General features: G+C 75.1%; 13 protein-coding genes. 6 read left to right on the forward strand and 7 right to left on the reverse strand.

All coding sequences use genetic code 11. The features are described from left to right. The first annotated feature begins 209 nt into the window (after nucleotides 1–209). Nucleotides 210–3,584, forward strand: coding sequence for a pyruvate carboxylase (locus BUB17_RS11845; RefSeq protein ID WP_072918199.1), 3,375 nt, complete (start codon nucleotides 210–212; stop codon nucleotides 3,582–3,584). 321 nt (nucleotides 3,585–3,905) lie between these two features. After that, entirely contained in the window at nucleotides 3,906–5,744 is a 1,839-nt protein-coding gene (locus tag BUB17_RS26835; RefSeq protein WP_072918200.1) for a serine/threonine protein kinase, read from the forward strand. Between the two features lie 6 nt (nucleotides 5,745–5,750). Here BUB17_RS26835 and BUB17_RS11855 read toward each other — a convergent pair whose 3' ends face one another. The 6 genes from BUB17_RS11855 to BUB17_RS11875 all read right to left on the reverse strand — a co-directional run bounded on the left by BUB17_RS11855 (nucleotide 5,751) and on the right by BUB17_RS11875 (nucleotide 10,658). Then, nucleotides 5,751–6,377 (reverse strand): LutC/YkgG family protein, encoded by a 627-nt coding sequence (locus tag BUB17_RS11855; protein ID WP_072918202.1) that lies wholly within the window; start codon nucleotides 6,375–6,377, stop codon nucleotides 5,751–5,753. Further along, on the reverse strand, nucleotides 6,374–7,912 hold the full coding sequence (locus tag BUB17_RS11860) for a LutB/LldF family L-lactate oxidation iron-sulfur protein (protein WP_208983381.1): 1,539 nt from the start codon (nucleotides 7,910–7,912) through the stop codon (nucleotides 6,374–6,376). Before BUB17_RS11860 ends, BUB17_RS11855 begins: the two co-directional genes overlap by 4 nt. Next, complete coding sequence (locus tag BUB17_RS11865) at nucleotides 7,909–8,703, reverse strand: (Fe-S)-binding protein (protein ID WP_072918203.1); 795 nt, start codon at nucleotides 8,701–8,703, stop codon at nucleotides 7,909–7,911. Before BUB17_RS11865 ends, BUB17_RS11860 begins: the two co-directional genes overlap by 4 nt. Next, nucleotides 8,700–8,834: a hypothetical protein gene (locus tag BUB17_RS28225; protein WP_280173877.1), complete on the reverse strand. Its 135-nt coding sequence runs from the start codon at nucleotides 8,832–8,834 to the stop codon at nucleotides 8,700–8,702. The genes BUB17_RS11865 and BUB17_RS28225 overlap by 4 nt, the downstream gene beginning before the upstream one ends. Nucleotides 8,835–8,891: 57 nt before the next feature. Beyond that, nucleotides 8,892–9,461 (reverse strand): hypothetical protein, encoded by a 570-nt coding sequence (locus BUB17_RS11870; protein WP_072918205.1) that lies wholly within the window; start codon nucleotides 9,459–9,461, stop codon nucleotides 8,892–8,894. A gap of 84 nt (nucleotides 9,462–9,545) precedes the next feature. Then, nucleotides 9,546–10,658: an AraC family transcriptional regulator gene (locus tag BUB17_RS11875; RefSeq protein WP_208983382.1), complete on the reverse strand. Its 1,113-nt coding sequence runs from the start codon at nucleotides 10,656–10,658 to the stop codon at nucleotides 9,546–9,548. A gap of 60 nt (nucleotides 10,659–10,718) precedes the next feature. Here BUB17_RS11875 and BUB17_RS11880 point away from each other — a divergent pair, with 60 nt between their 5' ends. Together BUB17_RS11880 and BUB17_RS11885 are read left to right on the forward strand one after the other, a co-directional pair. Continuing rightward, nucleotides 10,719–12,218: a flavin-containing monooxygenase gene (locus BUB17_RS11880; RefSeq protein ID WP_072918206.1), complete on the forward strand. Its 1,500-nt coding sequence runs from the start codon at nucleotides 10,719–10,721 to the stop codon at nucleotides 12,216–12,218. A gap of 84 nt (nucleotides 12,219–12,302) precedes the next feature. Then, nucleotides 12,303–13,238, forward strand: a complete 936-nt coding sequence (locus BUB17_RS11885) for an alpha/beta hydrolase (protein WP_072918208.1) — start codon at nucleotides 12,303–12,305, stop codon at nucleotides 13,236–13,238. Nucleotides 13,239–13,338: 100 nt separating this feature from the next. Here the strand turns inward: BUB17_RS11885 and BUB17_RS11890 are convergent, their stop codons facing one another. Further along, nucleotides 13,339–13,662 (reverse strand): hypothetical protein, encoded by a 324-nt coding sequence (locus BUB17_RS11890; RefSeq protein ID WP_072918310.1) that lies wholly within the window; start codon nucleotides 13,660–13,662, stop codon nucleotides 13,339–13,341. A gap of 85 nt (nucleotides 13,663–13,747) precedes the next feature. Here BUB17_RS11890 and ilvA point away from each other — a divergent pair, with 85 nt between their 5' ends. Together ilvA and BUB17_RS11900 are read left to right on the forward strand one after the other, a co-directional pair. Further along, nucleotides 13,748–15,031, forward strand: coding sequence for a threonine ammonia-lyase IlvA (ilvA, locus tag BUB17_RS11895; protein ID WP_072918209.1), 1,284 nt, complete (start codon nucleotides 13,748–13,750; stop codon nucleotides 15,029–15,031). Nucleotides 15,032–15,038: 7 nt separating this feature from the next. Beyond that, nucleotides 15,039–15,524 (forward strand): GNAT family N-acetyltransferase, encoded by a 486-nt coding sequence (locus BUB17_RS11900; protein WP_072918211.1) that lies wholly within the window; start codon nucleotides 15,039–15,041, stop codon nucleotides 15,522–15,524. Nucleotide 15,525: the final 1 nt, after the last annotated feature.

The raw sequence follows: 15,525 nt of genomic DNA on the forward strand, positions 1-15,525 counted from the left end.
CTCGCAAGCTCGCGGCGGGACCCTGCAGGGGGCCGGCGGTGGGACCCCGCAGGGGGCCGCCTGCCGCCCACCGCTCGCCGGCTCACGGCGGAGCCCGGTCCCCGAGGACCGGGCTCCGCACCCGTCCGGCCGGGACCCCGGTCGGCCCTCCCGCGGCGCCCCTCCCGTCTGGGAGGCTCATCGGGCCGTCCCGACTCCTGAGGAGCGCTGTGTTCACCAAGGTGCTGGTCGCCAACCGAGGCGAGATCGCGGTGCGGGCCTTCCGCGCGGCCTACGAGCTGGGCGCGGAGACGGTCGCCGTCTTCCCGTGGGAGGACCGCAACTCCGTCCACCGGCTCAAGGCCGACGAGAGCTACCAGATCGGCGAGGAGGGGCACCCGGTCCGCGCCTACCTCTCGGTCGACGAGGTGGTCGGCGCGGCGCAGCGGGCCGGGGCCGACGCGGTCTACCCCGGTTACGGCTTCCTGTCGGAGAACCCGGACCTGGCCGAGGCGTGCGCGCAGGCGGGCATCACCTTCGTCGGTCCGCCGGCGTCGGTGCTCGAGCTGACCGGCGACAAGTCACGCGCGATCGCCGCGGCCCGCGAGGCCGGGCTGCCGACGCTGCAGGGAACCGACCCCGGCGACGACGTCGACGGGCTGGTCGCCGCCGCCGAGCAGTTCGAGGGGCCGGTGTTCGTCAAGGCGGTGGCCGGGGGTGGTGGGCGCGGCATGCGCCGGGTCGACGACCGCGCCCAGCTGCGCGGTGCCATCGAGGCGGCCATGCGCGAGGCCGAGTCGGCGTTCGGCGACCCCACGGTGTTCCTCGAGCAGGCCGTCGTAGAGCCGCGGCACATCGAGGTGCAGGTCCTGGCCGACGGCGCGGGCAACGTCGTCCACCTCTTCGAGCGGGACTGCTCGGTGCAGCGCCGGCACCAGAAGGTCGTCGAGCTGGCCCCGGCCCCGAACCTGGACCCCGCGCTGCGCGAGCGGATCTGCGCCGACGCGGTCGCCTTCGCCCGGGCCATCGGCTACGTCAACGCCGGCACGGTGGAGTTCCTGCTCGACCGGGAGGGTCGGCACGTCTTCATCGAGATGAACCCGCGGATCCAGGTCGAGCACACGGTCACCGAGGAGGTCACCGACGTCGACCTGGTGCAGAGCCAGCTGCGGATCGCCTCGGGGGAGACCCTCGCCGACCTGGGCCTGTCGCAGGACACGATCATGCTCCGGGGTGCGGCGCTGCAGTGCCGGATCACCACCGAGGACCCGGCCAACGGTTTCCGCCCGGACACCGGCCGGATCACCGCCTACCGCTCGCCGGGCGGCGCCGGCATCCGGCTGGACGGCGGCTCGGCGCTGGGCGCCGAGGTCGGTGCGCACTTCGACTCGATGCTGGTGAAGCTGACCTGCCGCGGCCGGGACTTCGGCATCGCGGTCGCCCGCGCCCGGCGTGCGGTGGCCGAGTTCCGCATCCGCGGGGTGGCCACGAACATCCCGTTCCTGCAGGCACTGCTCGACGACCCGGACTTCGCCGCCGGGCGGGTCACCACCTCCTTCATCGAGCAGCGCCCCCAGTTGCTCACCTCGCGCAGCTCCGCGGACCGTGGCACCCGGCTGCTGACCTACCTGGCCGACGTCACGGTGAACCGGCCGCACGGGGAGCGGCCGCACCTGGTCGACCCGGTGCAGAAGCTGCCGCACCTCGACTTGCGCACGCCGCCGCCGGACGGCTCCCGGCAGCGCCTGATCGCGGCCGGCCCCGAGGCCTTCGCCGCCGACCTGCGCGCCCGGACGGCCCTGGCGGTCACCGACACCACCTTCCGCGACGCCCACCAGTCGCTGCTGGCGACCCGGGTGCGCACCCGGGACCTGCTCGCCGTCGCCGGGCACGTCGGGCGCACCGCGCCGCAGCTGTTCAGCCTGGAGTGCTGGGGTGGGGCGACCTACGACGTGGCGCTGCGGTTCCTGCACGAGGACCCGTGGGACCGGCTGGCCGCGCTGCGGGAGGCGGTCCCGAACATCTGCCTGCAGATGCTGCTGCGCGGCCGCAACACCGTGGGCTACACGCCCTACCCCGAGGCGGTCACCGACGCCTTCGTCCGGGAGGCCGCGGCCACCGGTATCGACGTCTTCCGGGTGTTCGACGCGCTCAACGACGTCGGCCAGATGCGCCCGGCGGTCGACGCCGTCCGGGGGACCGGAACGGCGGTCGCCGAGGTGGCGCTGTGCTACACCGGCGACCTCTCCGACCCCGGCGAGGACCTCTACACGCTGGACTACTACCTGCGGCTGGCCGAGCAGATCGTCGACGCCGGCGCGCACGTGCTGGCGATCAAGGACATGGCCGGCCTGCTCCGGCCACCGGCCGCCGCCCGGCTGGTGACCGCGCTGCGCGAGCGCTTCGACGCACCGGTGCACCTGCACACCCACGACACCGCCGGCGGCCAGCTGGCCACCCTGCTGGCCGCCTGGTCGGCCGGGGTCGACGCGGTGGACGGCGCGGTGGCCTCCATGGCCGGGACGACGAGCCAGCCGCCGCTGTCGGCGATCGTGGCCGCGACCGACGCCACCGAGCGGGCCACCGGCCTGGACCTGGCCGCGGTCAACGACCTGGAGCCGTACTGGGAGGCGGTGCGCCGGGTGTACGCGCCCTTCGAGTCCGGGCTGCCGGCGCCGACCGGGCGGGTGTACACCCACGAGATCCCCGGCGGACAGCTGTCGAACCTGCGCCAGCAGGCGATCGCCCTGGGCCTGGGGCAGCGCTTCGAGGAGGTCGAGGACGCCTACGCCGCCGCCGACCGGCTGCTGGGCCGGCTGGTCAAGGTCACGCCGTCGTCGAAGGTGGTCGGCGACCTGGCGCTGCAGCTGGTCGGCTCCGGTGTCAAGGTCGAGGACTTCGCCGCCGAGCCCGGGAAGTACGACCTGCCCGACTCGGTGATCGGCTTCCTGCGCGGCGAGCTCGGCGACCCGCCCGGCGGCTGGCCAGAGCCGTTCCGCAGCCGGGCGCTGGAGGGCCGCCGTCCGGCCGAGCCGCCGGCCGAGCTGTCCGCGGACGACGAGCGCGGGCTGGCCGAGCGGCCACGGCAGACCCTCAACCGGCTGCTCTTCCCGGGACCCACGCGCGAGTACGAGGCGCACGTCGACTCCTACGGCGACGTCTCGGTGCTGCCGACCAAGGAGTTCCTCTACGGGCTGCGCCCCGGCGACGAGCACGCCGTCGACCTCGAGCTCGGGGTCACCCTGCTGGTGGGCGTGGAGGCCGTCTCCGATCCCGACGAGCGCGGCATGCGCACGGTCATGTGCACGCTGAACGGGCAGCTGCGGCCGGTGAGCGTGCGCGACCGCTCGGTCGACGCGCAGGTCAAGGCCGCCGAGAAGGCCGACCGCAGCGACCCCGGCCAGGTCGCGGCGCCCTTCGCCGGCGTGGTCACCCTGCAGGTCGGCGAGGGCGACACCGTCGAGGCCGGGCAGCCGATCGCCACGATCGAGGCGATGAAGATGGAGGCCGCGATCACCGCGCCGGTCGCCGGCACGGTCAAGCGGCTGGCCATCGGCGGCGTCCAGCAGGTGGAGGGCGGTGACCTGCTCGTCGTCCTGTCCTGAGTCGGAGGACCCCTGCTCCCCACCCCTCGCACGCTCGGGGCGGTGCCCTGGAGGGGGCCGCCCGACGCCCTCCCGCTCGCCGGCTCGGGACGCACACCTCGGCGCCGTGTCGCCCGGCCACGACCGTGCGTGAGTGACCGCCCGGTGTGTCGGGGTCCGGCCGGACCGGGTCGTTCAGTTCGTCCCGGGGTTGGGCAGGGAGGCATGACGCAGCCACGCCCGCCCGACCGGCGCGGGTGCTGCGTGGGCCGCCGCGGCGATGCCTCCCGGGGCCGCCAGCAGCGGAGGGACCCAGCCGGCGAGCACGGGACGGGGTGCGGTGTGACCACGGTCGACGGGGGAGGACAGACCCTGGGTGGCCGCTACGAACTGCAACAGCTCATCGCCACAGGCGGGATGGGGCAGGTCTGGCGCGGTCGGGACACCATGCTGGACCGGCCGGTCGCGGTGAAGGTGCTGCGCAGCGAGTACGCCGACGACCAGACCTTCCTCGCCCGCTTCCGCGCCGAGGCCCGGCACGCCGCGGCCCTGAGCCACCCGAACATCGCCACCGTCCTCGACTACGGGGAGGGGACGGCGGAGGACACCGGCGAGAACGTCGCCTTCCTCGTCATGGAGCTGGTCGACGGCGCGCCGCTGTCGACGCTGCTCACCGAGGAGGGGCCGCTGGACCCCGGTGCCGCGCTCTCGGTGCTGTCCCAGGCCGCCGCCGGGCTGGCGGAGGCGCACCGCGCCGGCGTGGTCCACCGTGACGTCAAGCCCGGCAACATCCTGGTCCGCCCCGACGGCAGCGTGAAGCTCACCGACTTCGGCATCGCCTGCTCGGCCGAGAGCGTGCCGCTGACCGGCACCGGCCAGGTCATCGGCACCCCGCAGTACATGTCGCCCGAGCAGGCCGCCGGCGAGCGGGTCGGCCCGGCCAGCGACGTCTACGCACTCGGCCTGGTCGGCTACGAGTCGCTGACCGGACACGCCGCCTTCGCCGGCACCAACCCGGTGACCGTGGCGCTCAAGCACGTGTACGAGGACCCCGACCCGCTGCCCGATGAGGTCCCGCCCGACGTCCGGCACCTCATCGACGCCGCGCTGACCAAGGACCCCCAGCAGCGCCTGCCCGACGGCGACGCGTTCCGTCACGCCATCGAGGAGACCGTCCACGGCCAGTCCGGCACCGCGGCGCCGACCCGGCCGATCGCCCCGGCCGCCGTCGCCGCAGCGGTACCACCGGCGGCGCACAGGGCGCCGACCGGCCTGCCGCGGCGTCCCCACGACGACGACCGCGGCTCCCGCCGCCGGCCGCTGCTGCTGGCGCTGGCCGCGGTCGCGGTCCTGCTGCTCGGCGGGGGCGCGGTCGTGCTGGTCGGCGGGCTCGGCGACGGCGACAGCACGGCCGTCGCGCCGCCGCCGGCGGCCGTGCCGCCGTCGGCCGTCGCGCCGTCATCGGCGGACCCGGGTCTCGTGCTGACCGCCGCGGAGTACGTGGGGCGTCCGGTCGAGGAGGTCGCCGACGAGCTGACCGGACTGGGGTTGACCGTGGGCCGGCAGGCGGAGGTGACGCCGGGGGTCACGCCGGGCACCGTCACCGCGCTCGACCCGGCCGGCACCGAGGTCCGGCCGGGGGACCAGGTGGCGGTGATCGTCGCGGCGTCGCCCACCGCACCCGAGGAGGAGTCCGCTCCTCCTACGCCCGCCGAGGACGCGCCGGCATCGATCGCTGAGGACGCTGCTCCGGCCCAGGTCCCCGCTCCGGCGGAGGAGTCCGCCTCGACCGAGGACTCCGCGCCGGCCGAGGAGTCTTCTCCGGCGGAGACGCCGGCCGCGACGCCGACCCCGCCGTCCGATGACACCACCCCGGGAACGCCCGAGCCCTCCGCCGAGCCCTCCGCCGAGCCCTCCGCCGAGCCCTCCGCCGAGCCCTCCGCCGAGCCGTCGCCGGAGCAGCCCTCGCCGACGGAGGGCAGCGGGACGTCGCTGCCCTCGGAGGAGTCCGCGTCGACCGACGACAGCACGGACACCGCTACGCCGAGCAGCTCACCTCGGAGTCGAGGAGGCACGGACGCCGGCACGCCGAGCAGCTCGCCCCAGAACAGTCCGCCGACCGGGGACGGCGCCGGCGCCAGCGCGGCCCCGGAGTCGCCCGGCGCCGGCCCGACGACCTGACCGGCGTCAGGCGACCAGCACCACGACCAGCGTGCGCGGGCCGTGCACGCCCTCGACCCGCTGCAGCTCGATGTCGCTGGTCGCGGACGGGCCGCTGACCATCGTCAGCGGCGCGTTCGGGTCCAGCCGGTGCAGCGCCTCGGGGACGCCGCCGACGACCTGCCCGGCTTCGACCACGCAGACCAGGCAGTCGGGCAGCAGCGAGATCGCCCGCCGGCCGGACAGCGGGCCGCCGTCCAGGACCAGCGTGCCGGTCTCCGCGATGGCCACCGCGATCCCGGTCAGCGTCGCGGCGAACGCGGCCAGCTCGACGGCGGGGCGGCCGTCGTCCTCGGAGGCGCCGTCCGGCCGCCAGCCGGCCGGCACCCCGGGGGCGACGACGACGGCGCCGGGGTCCCAGCCGGCGCCCAGGCCGGTGTCGAGGGCGGCGGCGACGGTGGCGCCGACCTGGTCCGGGCCGCAGCGCAGCACCGAGGCCTTGTAGTCCTCGAGCCGGTCGAGGAGGACGTCCAGCAGCTGCTCGGCCGGGCGATCGTCGGCGGTGCGGTAGTCGCGGGGGACTCGCACCTCCGGCCGGTTCTCGCCCAGCGCGGTGCGGATCCGGCCCAGCACCTCCTCACGAGCGCTCGTCACGACTGGGCCCCGTGCTCCCGAGCCCAGGCCTGGGTGAAGGTCTCCCGCGGCGGGGTGGGCAGGTCGCGGCTGCGGGTCCAGCCCGATACGGGCGGCGGCAGCATCGACGGCATCGTAGGCTTCCCGCGGGCGAGGAACCGGCTCAGGCCCGCCGCCCGCTGCGCCAGGTGCCACAGCCGCGGGCTCGACATCGCCTTCGACAGCGCCTTGAAGGCCACCGCCTCCGGCGTCGTCCGCTCCTGCGCCTCGACGTGCTCGCCGCGCAGGTGCACCAGGATCGAGGGGATGTCGATCGCCACCGGGCACGCGTCGTAGCAGGCACCGCACAGCGACGAGGCGTACGGCAGCGAGGCGTTGTCCTCGACACCGGTCAGCTGCGGGGAGAGGACGGCGCCGATCGGGCCCGGGTACACCGAGCCGTAGGAGTGCCCGCCGGTGCGCTCGTACACCGGGCAGACGTTGAGGCAGGCCGAGCAGCGGATGCAGTGCAGCGCCTCGCGGCCCACCTCGTCGGCGAGCACCGCCGTCCGCCCGTTGTCGAGCAGCACCAGGTGGAACTCCTGCGGACCGTCGCCGGGGGTGACCCCGGTCCACATCGACGTGTACGGGTTCATCCGCTCCCCGGTGGAGGAGCGGGGCAGCAGCTGCAGGAACACCTCGAGGTCCTGCCAGGTCGGCAGCAGCTTCTCGATGCCCATGACGGTGATCAGCGTCTGCGGCAGGGTCAGGCACATCCGGCCGTTGCCCTCGCTCTCCACGACGGCGAGGGTGCCGGTCTCGGCGATGGCGAAGTTGGCGCCGCTGATGGCCACCCGGGCACGCAGGAACCGCTCGCGCAGGTGCGTGCGGGCGGCCATGGCCAGCCGGCGCGGCTCGGCGGGGAGGTCGCGATCGGCGTCGGGGCCCTGGAACTGCGGCATGGTCCGCAGGAAGATCTCGCGGATCTCGGCCCGGTTCTTGTGGATCGCCGGCACCAGGATGTGGCTGGGCGCGTCGTCCCCGAGCTGCACGATCAGCTCGGCGAGGTCGGTCTCGTGCGCCGTGATGCCGGCGTCCTCGAGCGCCTCGTTGAGGCCGATCTCCTGGGTGGCCATCGACTTGACCTTGACCACCTCGTCGGTGCCGGTGGCCTGGACCAGCCGGGTGACGATCGCGTTGGCCTCGTTGGCGTCGCGGGCCCAGTGCACCGTGCCGCCGCGGGCGGTCACCTGGCGCTCGAGCTCGACCAGGTGCTCGTCGAGCCGGGCCATGGTGGCGGTCTTCAGCGCCTTGCCGGCCTGGCGCAGCTGCTCCCAGTCGGGCACCTCGCCGACGACCGCGGCCCGCTTGGCGCGGATGGTGCTCGTCGCGTGGCCGAGGTTGGCCCGCAGCTGGCCGTCGCGGAGCGCGCCGCGGGCGGCGTCCGGGAAGGAGCGGTCGCCGCGCAGGTGGCCGACCCCGCGGGGTGCGGTGGGCAGGCCGAGGAACGTCGTCCCCGACTTCGGCGCTCCCGGGGCCAGCGGCGTGGGCTCGGTGCGCTCGGGAGCGGTGGTCATGCCGACACCTCGGCAGTCCCCGCGGGGATGGCCGGCTGCGTGGTCTGGTGCGGGCTCACGGCGTCCTCCGTCGAGGCCAGGATCTCGGCCAGGTGCACGGTGCGCGTCCCCGACCGCAGCCGGGAGAGCCCACCGCCGATGTGCATGAGGCAGGAGGCGTCACCGGCGGTGCACACCTCCGCGTGGGTGGACAGCACGTTGGCCATCTTGTCGGTCAGCATCGCCGTCGAGGTGTCGGCGTTCTTCACCGAGAAGGTCCCGCCGAAGCCGCAGCACTGCTCGGCGGCCGGCAGCTCGACGAGGGTCAGCCCGCGGACCGCGCGCAGCAGCTGCAGCGGCCGGTCGCCCACCCGGAGCAGCCGCAGCGAGTGGCAGGTCGGGTGGTAGGTGACCCGGTGCGGGTAGTAGGCGCCGACGTCGGTCACCCCGAGGACGTCGACGAGGAACTGGGAGAGCTCGTAGGTGCGCCCGGCCAGCGCCTCGGCCTCGGCGGCCAGCTCCTCCTCGCCGGCCCGGCGCAGCACCATGGCCTGCTGGTGGTGGATCGAGGCCACGCACGACCCGGACGGCGACACGATCGCCTCGGCGCCGGCGAAGGCGCGCACGTGGTTGGCCACGATCGGCACCGCCTCGCGCCGGTAGCCGGTGTTGACGTGCATCTGCCCGCAGCAGGCCTGACCGGCCGGGACGACGACCTCGTGGCCCAGCCGCTCCAGCAGCCTCGCCGTCGCCATCGCGACCTGCGGCGCCACCGTGTCCACCAGACACGTGGCGAACAGCGCCACCCTCATGCCGCTCCCTCCCGGTCGGCCGCGACGTCGCGGCGCACCGTGCTCGACCCGTCCCGCCGCTCCGCCGCCTGCCGGCCGAGCTCCTGTCGCGGCCGGCAGGCGGCGGCGACGTCGATGTCGTCATACCCCACGCGAGCGGGATCAGGGGACACCGGGACCCCGCCCCCGCCGGCTCCGGCCGCGGCGGACTAGGTGCGGCCGCGCCGGTGCTCGATCGCCTCGAGCACCGTCGTGCGCCCCTTGCCGAGTTCGCGCTCGGCCCGCTCGGCGCGGTCGAGCTGGGAGCGCCCGGACATCTGCCCGACCCGCTTGCGCGCCTCGGCCGCGTCGACGTCGATCAGCTCGGCGGCCCTGCGGGCCTCCTGTGCCGCGTCGGTGTTGGCGACGTGCTGGTCCGCGCCGCTCTTCTTCCGGCGGTCGGTGGCCCGCTTCTCCTCGTCGCTCAGCAGCTGCCAGGCGGCGTCGGGGAGGTAGCGCGACGTGCCGTCGGAGCCGCGGGCGCGATCGCCGCCGTCGGCGGTGTGCCACTCCTGCTCGGTCCACTCCTGCAGGTGCTGCTGCGACGCGGTGCGCTCGCCCTCGTGCCGGTAACCGCCGCCGTTCGCCTCGTACTCGCGGGTGAGCAGCTGGCTCTTGCGGGCGCTCCACTGCCCGGGCCCCCCGCCGCGGTCGCCCGCCTTGATCTCCTCCTTGAGCCGCTCGCGCAGCTCCGGATCCGTGTAGTCGTCCGCGTAGTCCTCCGCCGACTTCCCGCTCATGGGCGCCCGGGTACCCCGGGTGCAGTCGGTCCACCCACGCCGCCGGGGCCGGTCCGCGCCGGCGGGCTCCCGGACGTGCCGGGCTCAGGTGCCGACGGGCCGGTGGGCCCGGGCCGGTCGTCCCGTGCCGTCCGACCCGCCGGCGCGGGCGCGGGACGACTGCGCCCAGCGGCGCGGGCTGGTGCCCTTCCAGCGCCGGAAGGCGTGCACGAAGCTCGACGCCTCGGAGTAGCCGATGCGCTCGGCGACCTGCTCGATGCTCAGGCCCGCGGTGACCAGCAGCTCCTCGGCGAGATACTCCCTGGTCTGCTCGACGACGGCGCGGAAGCTCGTCCCCTCCTCGTCGAGGTGCCGGCGCAGCGTCCGCACGCTCAGGTGCAGCTCGGCGGCCACCTGCTCCTGGCCGGGCATCCGCCGCGGGTCCCGCAGCAGCAGGTCGCGCACCCGGCCACTGGTGCCGCGGCGGGACTGGCGGCGGTCGAGCAAATCACGGCACTGCGCCTCGCACAGGGCGGCGGTCAGCGGGGCTGCCTGGGGGAGGGGGGAGTCGAGCAGCCCGGCGTCGAAGGCCACGACCGAGCGCGGCGCCGCGAACACCGGCCGCACCCCGAAGGCCGCCTCGTACGGCCCCGGGTCCGGGGGGTCGGGCAGCCGCAGCGCCACGCGCAGCGGCACCACCGCCTGGCCGAGCCGCTCCCGCCAGAGCTGCAGCGCCGCCGTGCTGTCGCGCAGCAGGACGAACCGCCGCACCGGCTCGGGCAGGTCGAGGTCGTCGAAGAAGAACGCGACCTCGCCGTCCCCCTCCTGCGCGCTGATGCGGGTCAGGGCGTAGGTGAGGTCGAGGAAGCGCATGGCCACCGCGTTGCTCTCCCGGATCGTGCGGCTGGAGAGCAGCGCGAAGCCCCAGATCCCGTAGGTGGTCAGCCGGTAGCGCGCGCCCGCCGCCAGGCCGATCGTCTCGGGCAGCGCGTCGGCGAGCGTGGCGATGAGGCGCACCTCCTGCGCGGCGGTGATCTCCGCGGCCGGGTCGTTGAGTGCCGCCTCGTCCATGCCGGTGCCGGCGAGCACCCGTGCGGCCGGCAGGCCGTGCTCGGCCGCGAGCGCGCACAGCAGCGCCGCGCTGCCCGTACCGCGGGCGGCGGCGTCGACGGGATTGGCCGGATCTATCAACTCGTGGCCGATCGTGCCATGGCTCACACCCGGATCGCTTCCTACCGTCCGTGTGGTCCAGATCACGAGGAGAGCGGAGGTGCGGGCATGACGCTGACCGAACGGGCAGTGGAGGCGGCACAGGAGACCGAACACGTCGACGTGCTGATCGTCGGTGCCGGGATCTCCGGGATCGGAGCCGCCCACCACCTGAGGGAGCGGTTCCCCGGCAGGTCCTTCGTCGTCCTCGATGCGCTGGAGGCCCGCGGCGGCACCTGGTGGACCCACCGGTACCCCGGTGCCCGCTCGGACAGCGACCTGTTCACCTTCGGCTACCGGTTCAAGCCGTGGCGCGGGCCCTCGATCGCGACCTCCGGGGAGATCCTCTCCTACCTCGACGAGGTCATCGACGAGGACGACCTCGCCGAGGTGATCCGCTACCGGCACCGGGTCACCGCTGCCAGCTGGTCCACCGAGGACCGGCGCTGGACGGTGGAGGTCACCCGGGAGGACACCGGGGAGCAGCTGCGGTTCACCACCGGCTTCCTGTGGATGTGCCAGGGCTACTACGACCACTCCGGCCCCCACCGGCCGCAGTGGGCGGGCATGGACCGCTTCGGCGGCGTGGTCGTGCACCCGCAGCAGTGGCCCGACGACCTCGACCACGCCGGCAAGCGCGTCGTCGTCATCGGCTCCGGCGCCACCGCGGCGACCCTCGTCCCGGCCCTGGCGCAGACCGCCGGGCACGTGACGATGCTGCAGCGGTCGCCGACGTTCTTCTTCGCCCGACCCAAGACCCACGAGCTGGCGGAGACGCTGCGCGCCCTGGACGTCCCGGACGAGTGGACCCACGAGATCCTCCGGCGCGCCTACATCGCCGAGAGCGACGAGATCACCCGGATGTCGTTCGAGTCCCCGGACGAGCTGCGGGCGTTCCTCATCGAGTCGATGCGCCCGCTGCTCCCCGAGGGGTTCGACATCGACAAGCACTTCAACCCCCGCTACCGCCCGTGGCAGCAGCGCCTCGCCGTCGTCCCCGACGGGGACCTGTTCACGGCCCTGCGCGAGGGGACGGCGTCGGTGGTCACCGACACCATCGAGACGTTCACCGAGACCGGGATCCGGCTGACCTCGGGGGAGGAGCTCGAGGCGGACGTCGTCGTCACCGCCACCGGCTTCGACCTGAGCCTCTTCGGCGGGGTCGCGTTCACCGTCGACGGCGAGCCGGTCGACTTCCCCGAACGCGTCACCTGGCGCGGCGTGATGATCAGCGGCGTGCCGAACATGGCCTACGTGTTCGGCTACTTCCGCAACAGCTGGACGCTGCGGGCCGACCTGGTCAGCGAGTTCGTGTGCCGGCTGCTGGCGCACATGGAGGAGCAGGGCGCCACGACCGTCGTCCCCACCCTGCGTCCCGAGGACGCCGACATGCCGCTGCTGCCGTGGGCCGACCCGGAGAACTTCAACGCGGGCTACGTGCTGCGCTCGATGCACCTGCTGTTCAAGCAGGGCGACCGCGAGCCGTGGACCCATCTGCAGGAGTACGCGCACGAGCGGACGGCGCTGCCCGCTGCCGACCTCGACGACAAGTCCCTGCAGTACAGCTGAGCCGCAGCAGCGGTCCACCGGCGGACGCCGACGCGCGCCGCCGCGCACCCCACCACCCCCATCACCGAAGGTCAGGAGATCCCCGTGCCGGTCGATCCGCACACCGCCGCCCTGCTCGCCGTGCTCGACGAGTCCGGCGCGCCGCCCATGTACGAGGGGAGCCCCGAGGCGGGGCGCGCCCTGTACCTGCAGCTCACCCACGGCGCCCGGACCCCCGAGCAGATCGTCCCCGTGGCGAGCACCGAGGACCGCACCGTCCCCGGCGCCGAGGGCGAACTCCGGGCGCGGGTCTACCGGCCCGAGGGCGAGGGGCCCTTCCCGACCGTCGTCTTCCTCCACGGCGGCGGCTGGGTGATCGGCGACCTGGACACCCACGACAACATGGCCCGCAACATCTGCCGGGGGTCCCGCGCCGTGGTCGTCGCGGTCGACTACCGGCTGGCCCCTGAGCACCCGTTCCCCGCTGCGGCCGACGACGCGGTGGCCGCGGCCCGCTGGGTGGCCCGGCACCTGGACGAGTTGGGCGGGGACGACCGGCTCGCGGTCGCCGGCGACAGTGCCGGCGGCAACCTCGCCGCGGTCGTGGCCCAGCAACTCACCGCCGACGGCACCCCGCTGGCCGGGCAGTTCCTCATCTACCCCGCCGTCGACGCCGAGGGCGAGTACCCCTCCCGCGTGCAGAACGCCAAGGGCTACTTCCTCGAGAGGGACACGATGGACTGGTTCTACGGGCACTACGCCGGAGCCTGGGAGGACGCGAAGGACGCCCGGTTGTCCCCGCTGCACGGCGCCGACCTCTCCGGCCTGCCGCCGGCGGTCATCGTCACCGCCGAGTACGACCCGCTGCGCGACGAGGGCGAGGCCTACGGCGAGGCGCTGGAGGCGGCCGGGGTCCATGCCGACGTACGGCGCTACGACGGCCTGATCCACGGCTTCTTCGACATGGGGACGGTTTCGCCCGCCGCCCAGGCCGCCATCGACGAGAGCTGCGCGCGCTTCGGGGCCCTCATCCGGAAGTGACCCCCCGGGGTCCGGCCGTGCCCGGCCCCGTCCGGCGGACCCGCCGGACGGGGCCGGGCACGGTGGCGTGGGGGGCACCGCGGCGCCCGGGGCCGCGCGGTCAGCCGGTACCGGCGCCGCGCTCCCGGCCGGTCAGCACGCGGGTGACCGCGGGGGAGGGGCGCAGCTCCACCGGCCGGCCGGCGAGCTCGGCGGTCTCGACGTGGTCGAGCAGCAGCTCGCGCCCGGGCTCGGACAGCGCGGTGACCGAGCGGGCGTCGATGCGGTCGATCCGCGCCGGCTCGCGGCCGTAGCGCCGCCAGAACGCTTCGACGGCAGCGGCGTCGACCGCGCCGGCCAGGCAGAGCAACCGCCCGCCGGTGGTGTTCAGCAGGCGGACGACGCCGCGCCGGGTCGCGGGGTTGTCGGGGGTCTGCGGGCTCACCACCCCAGCGTGCGTCGACCCCGGCCGGCCCGGCACCGCGCGGCCTCGACCCGGCGCCCGGACGCCGGTCGCGGAGGATGGACGCGTGGAGAACCGCGTCGACGTCGCAGACCCCGGGACGGCGGAGCGCTTCGGCGCCGAGGTCGAGGCGGCCGCTCGCCGGCTGGGCGGGGTGGCCGAGCGGACGCCGCTGCAACGCAGCGCCCGGCTGTCCGGCGCCACCGGCGCCGACGTCTGGGTCAAGCGGGAGGACCTGCAGGTCGGCCGCTCCTACAAGATCCGCGGCGCCTACAACACGATCAGCCAGCTCGACGCCGCCCGGCAGGCCGCCGGCGTGGTGTGCGCCAGCGCCGGCAACCACGGGCAGGGCGTCGCCTACGCCTGCCGGGCGCTGGGCGTGCGCGGCTCGGTCGTCGTCCCGGGGACGACGCCGCGCCAGAAGCGGGACCGCATCGCCGCGCTGGGCGGGGAGACGGTCGACCTGGTCGTCACCGGCGACTCCTACGACGAGGCGGCGGCCGCCGCGCTGACCCTCGCGCGTGACACGGGGGCGACCCTGGTGCCCGCCTTCGACGCCGTCCCCACCGTGGTCGGGCAGGCGACCGTGGCGCTGGAGCTCCTCGAGCAGCTGCCCACGCCGCCGGACGTCGTGGTCCTGCCCGTCGGCGGCGGCGGCCTGCTGGCCGGCTGCGCGACCTGGCTGCGGCTGCACAGCCCCGGCACCCGCGTCGTCGGGGTCGAGCCGGCCGGGGCGGCGAGCATGGCCGCGGCGCTGGCCGCCGGGACGCCGGTGGAGCTGCCGCAGCTGGACACCTTCGTCGACGGCGCCGCGGTCCGCCGGGTCGGCGACGTGACCTACCCGCTGGTGCGCGACGCGGGTGCGGAGCTGGTCGCGGTGCCGGAGGGCCAGATCTGCACCGAGATGCTCGACCTCTACCAGGTGGACGGTGTCATCGCCGAGCCCGCCGGGGCGCTGGCGACCGGCGCGCTGACCGGCGGGCTGGTGCCCGTCGAGCCGGGGCAGACGGTGGTCTGCCTGCTGTCGGGCGGCAACAACGACGTCAGCCGCTACGGCGAGGTGGTCGAGCGCTCGCTGGTGCACCGCGGCCTCAAGCACTACTTCCTCATCGAGTTCCCGCAGGAGCCCGGCGCGCTGCGCCGCTTCCTCGACGAGGTGCTCGGCCCGGACGACGACATCGTGCTGTTCGAGTACGTCAAGCGGGACAACCGGGAGACCGGGGCGGCGCTCACCGGCATCGAGCTCGGCAGCGCGGCGGACTTCCCGGCGCTGCTGGCGCGGATCGAGGCCAGCCCGCTGCGCATCCAGCACGTCGCCCCGGGGACGACGGCCTACCGCTTCCTCATCTGAGGTCCCCGTGGCGACCGAGGTGACCACCCGCCCGCTCACCGCCGGCGACCGCGAGCTGCTGCGGACGGCGACCCTGGCGAACGTGAACCGGTCGGGGGAGCAGCGGTTCACCTCCCGCGACGTCGACGAGCGGCCCGACCTGCGCCACTACACCGTGTTCCGGCCCGAGCGCGGCGACCTCGGGTTCGTGGCCGGGACCCGGGGCCTGACCGTCGGCGTCGTGTGGGCGCTGTTCCTCGACGGCGACGACCCGGGCTACGGGTTCGTGGCGGACGGCGTCCCGGAGCTCGGCCTCTCCGTGTGGTCCGGCCACCGCGGGCGGGGCATCGGCGGCGGGCTGCTGCGGCAGGCACTCGACGAGGCCCGCCGGCGGGGGATCGGGCGGGTGAGCCTCAGCGTCGAGGCCGGGAACCCGTCGGTGCGCCTCTACCGCTCGGTCGGGTTCGCCCCGGTGCCGGGCGCCGCCGACGGGACGATGGCCGTCGACCTGTGAG

Origin of the sequence: Geodermatophilus obscurus (genome assembly GCF_900143215.1) — a bacterium.
GTDB classification, from domain to species: Bacteria; Actinomycetota; Actinomycetes; order Mycobacteriales; family Geodermatophilaceae; genus Geodermatophilus; species Geodermatophilus obscurus_A.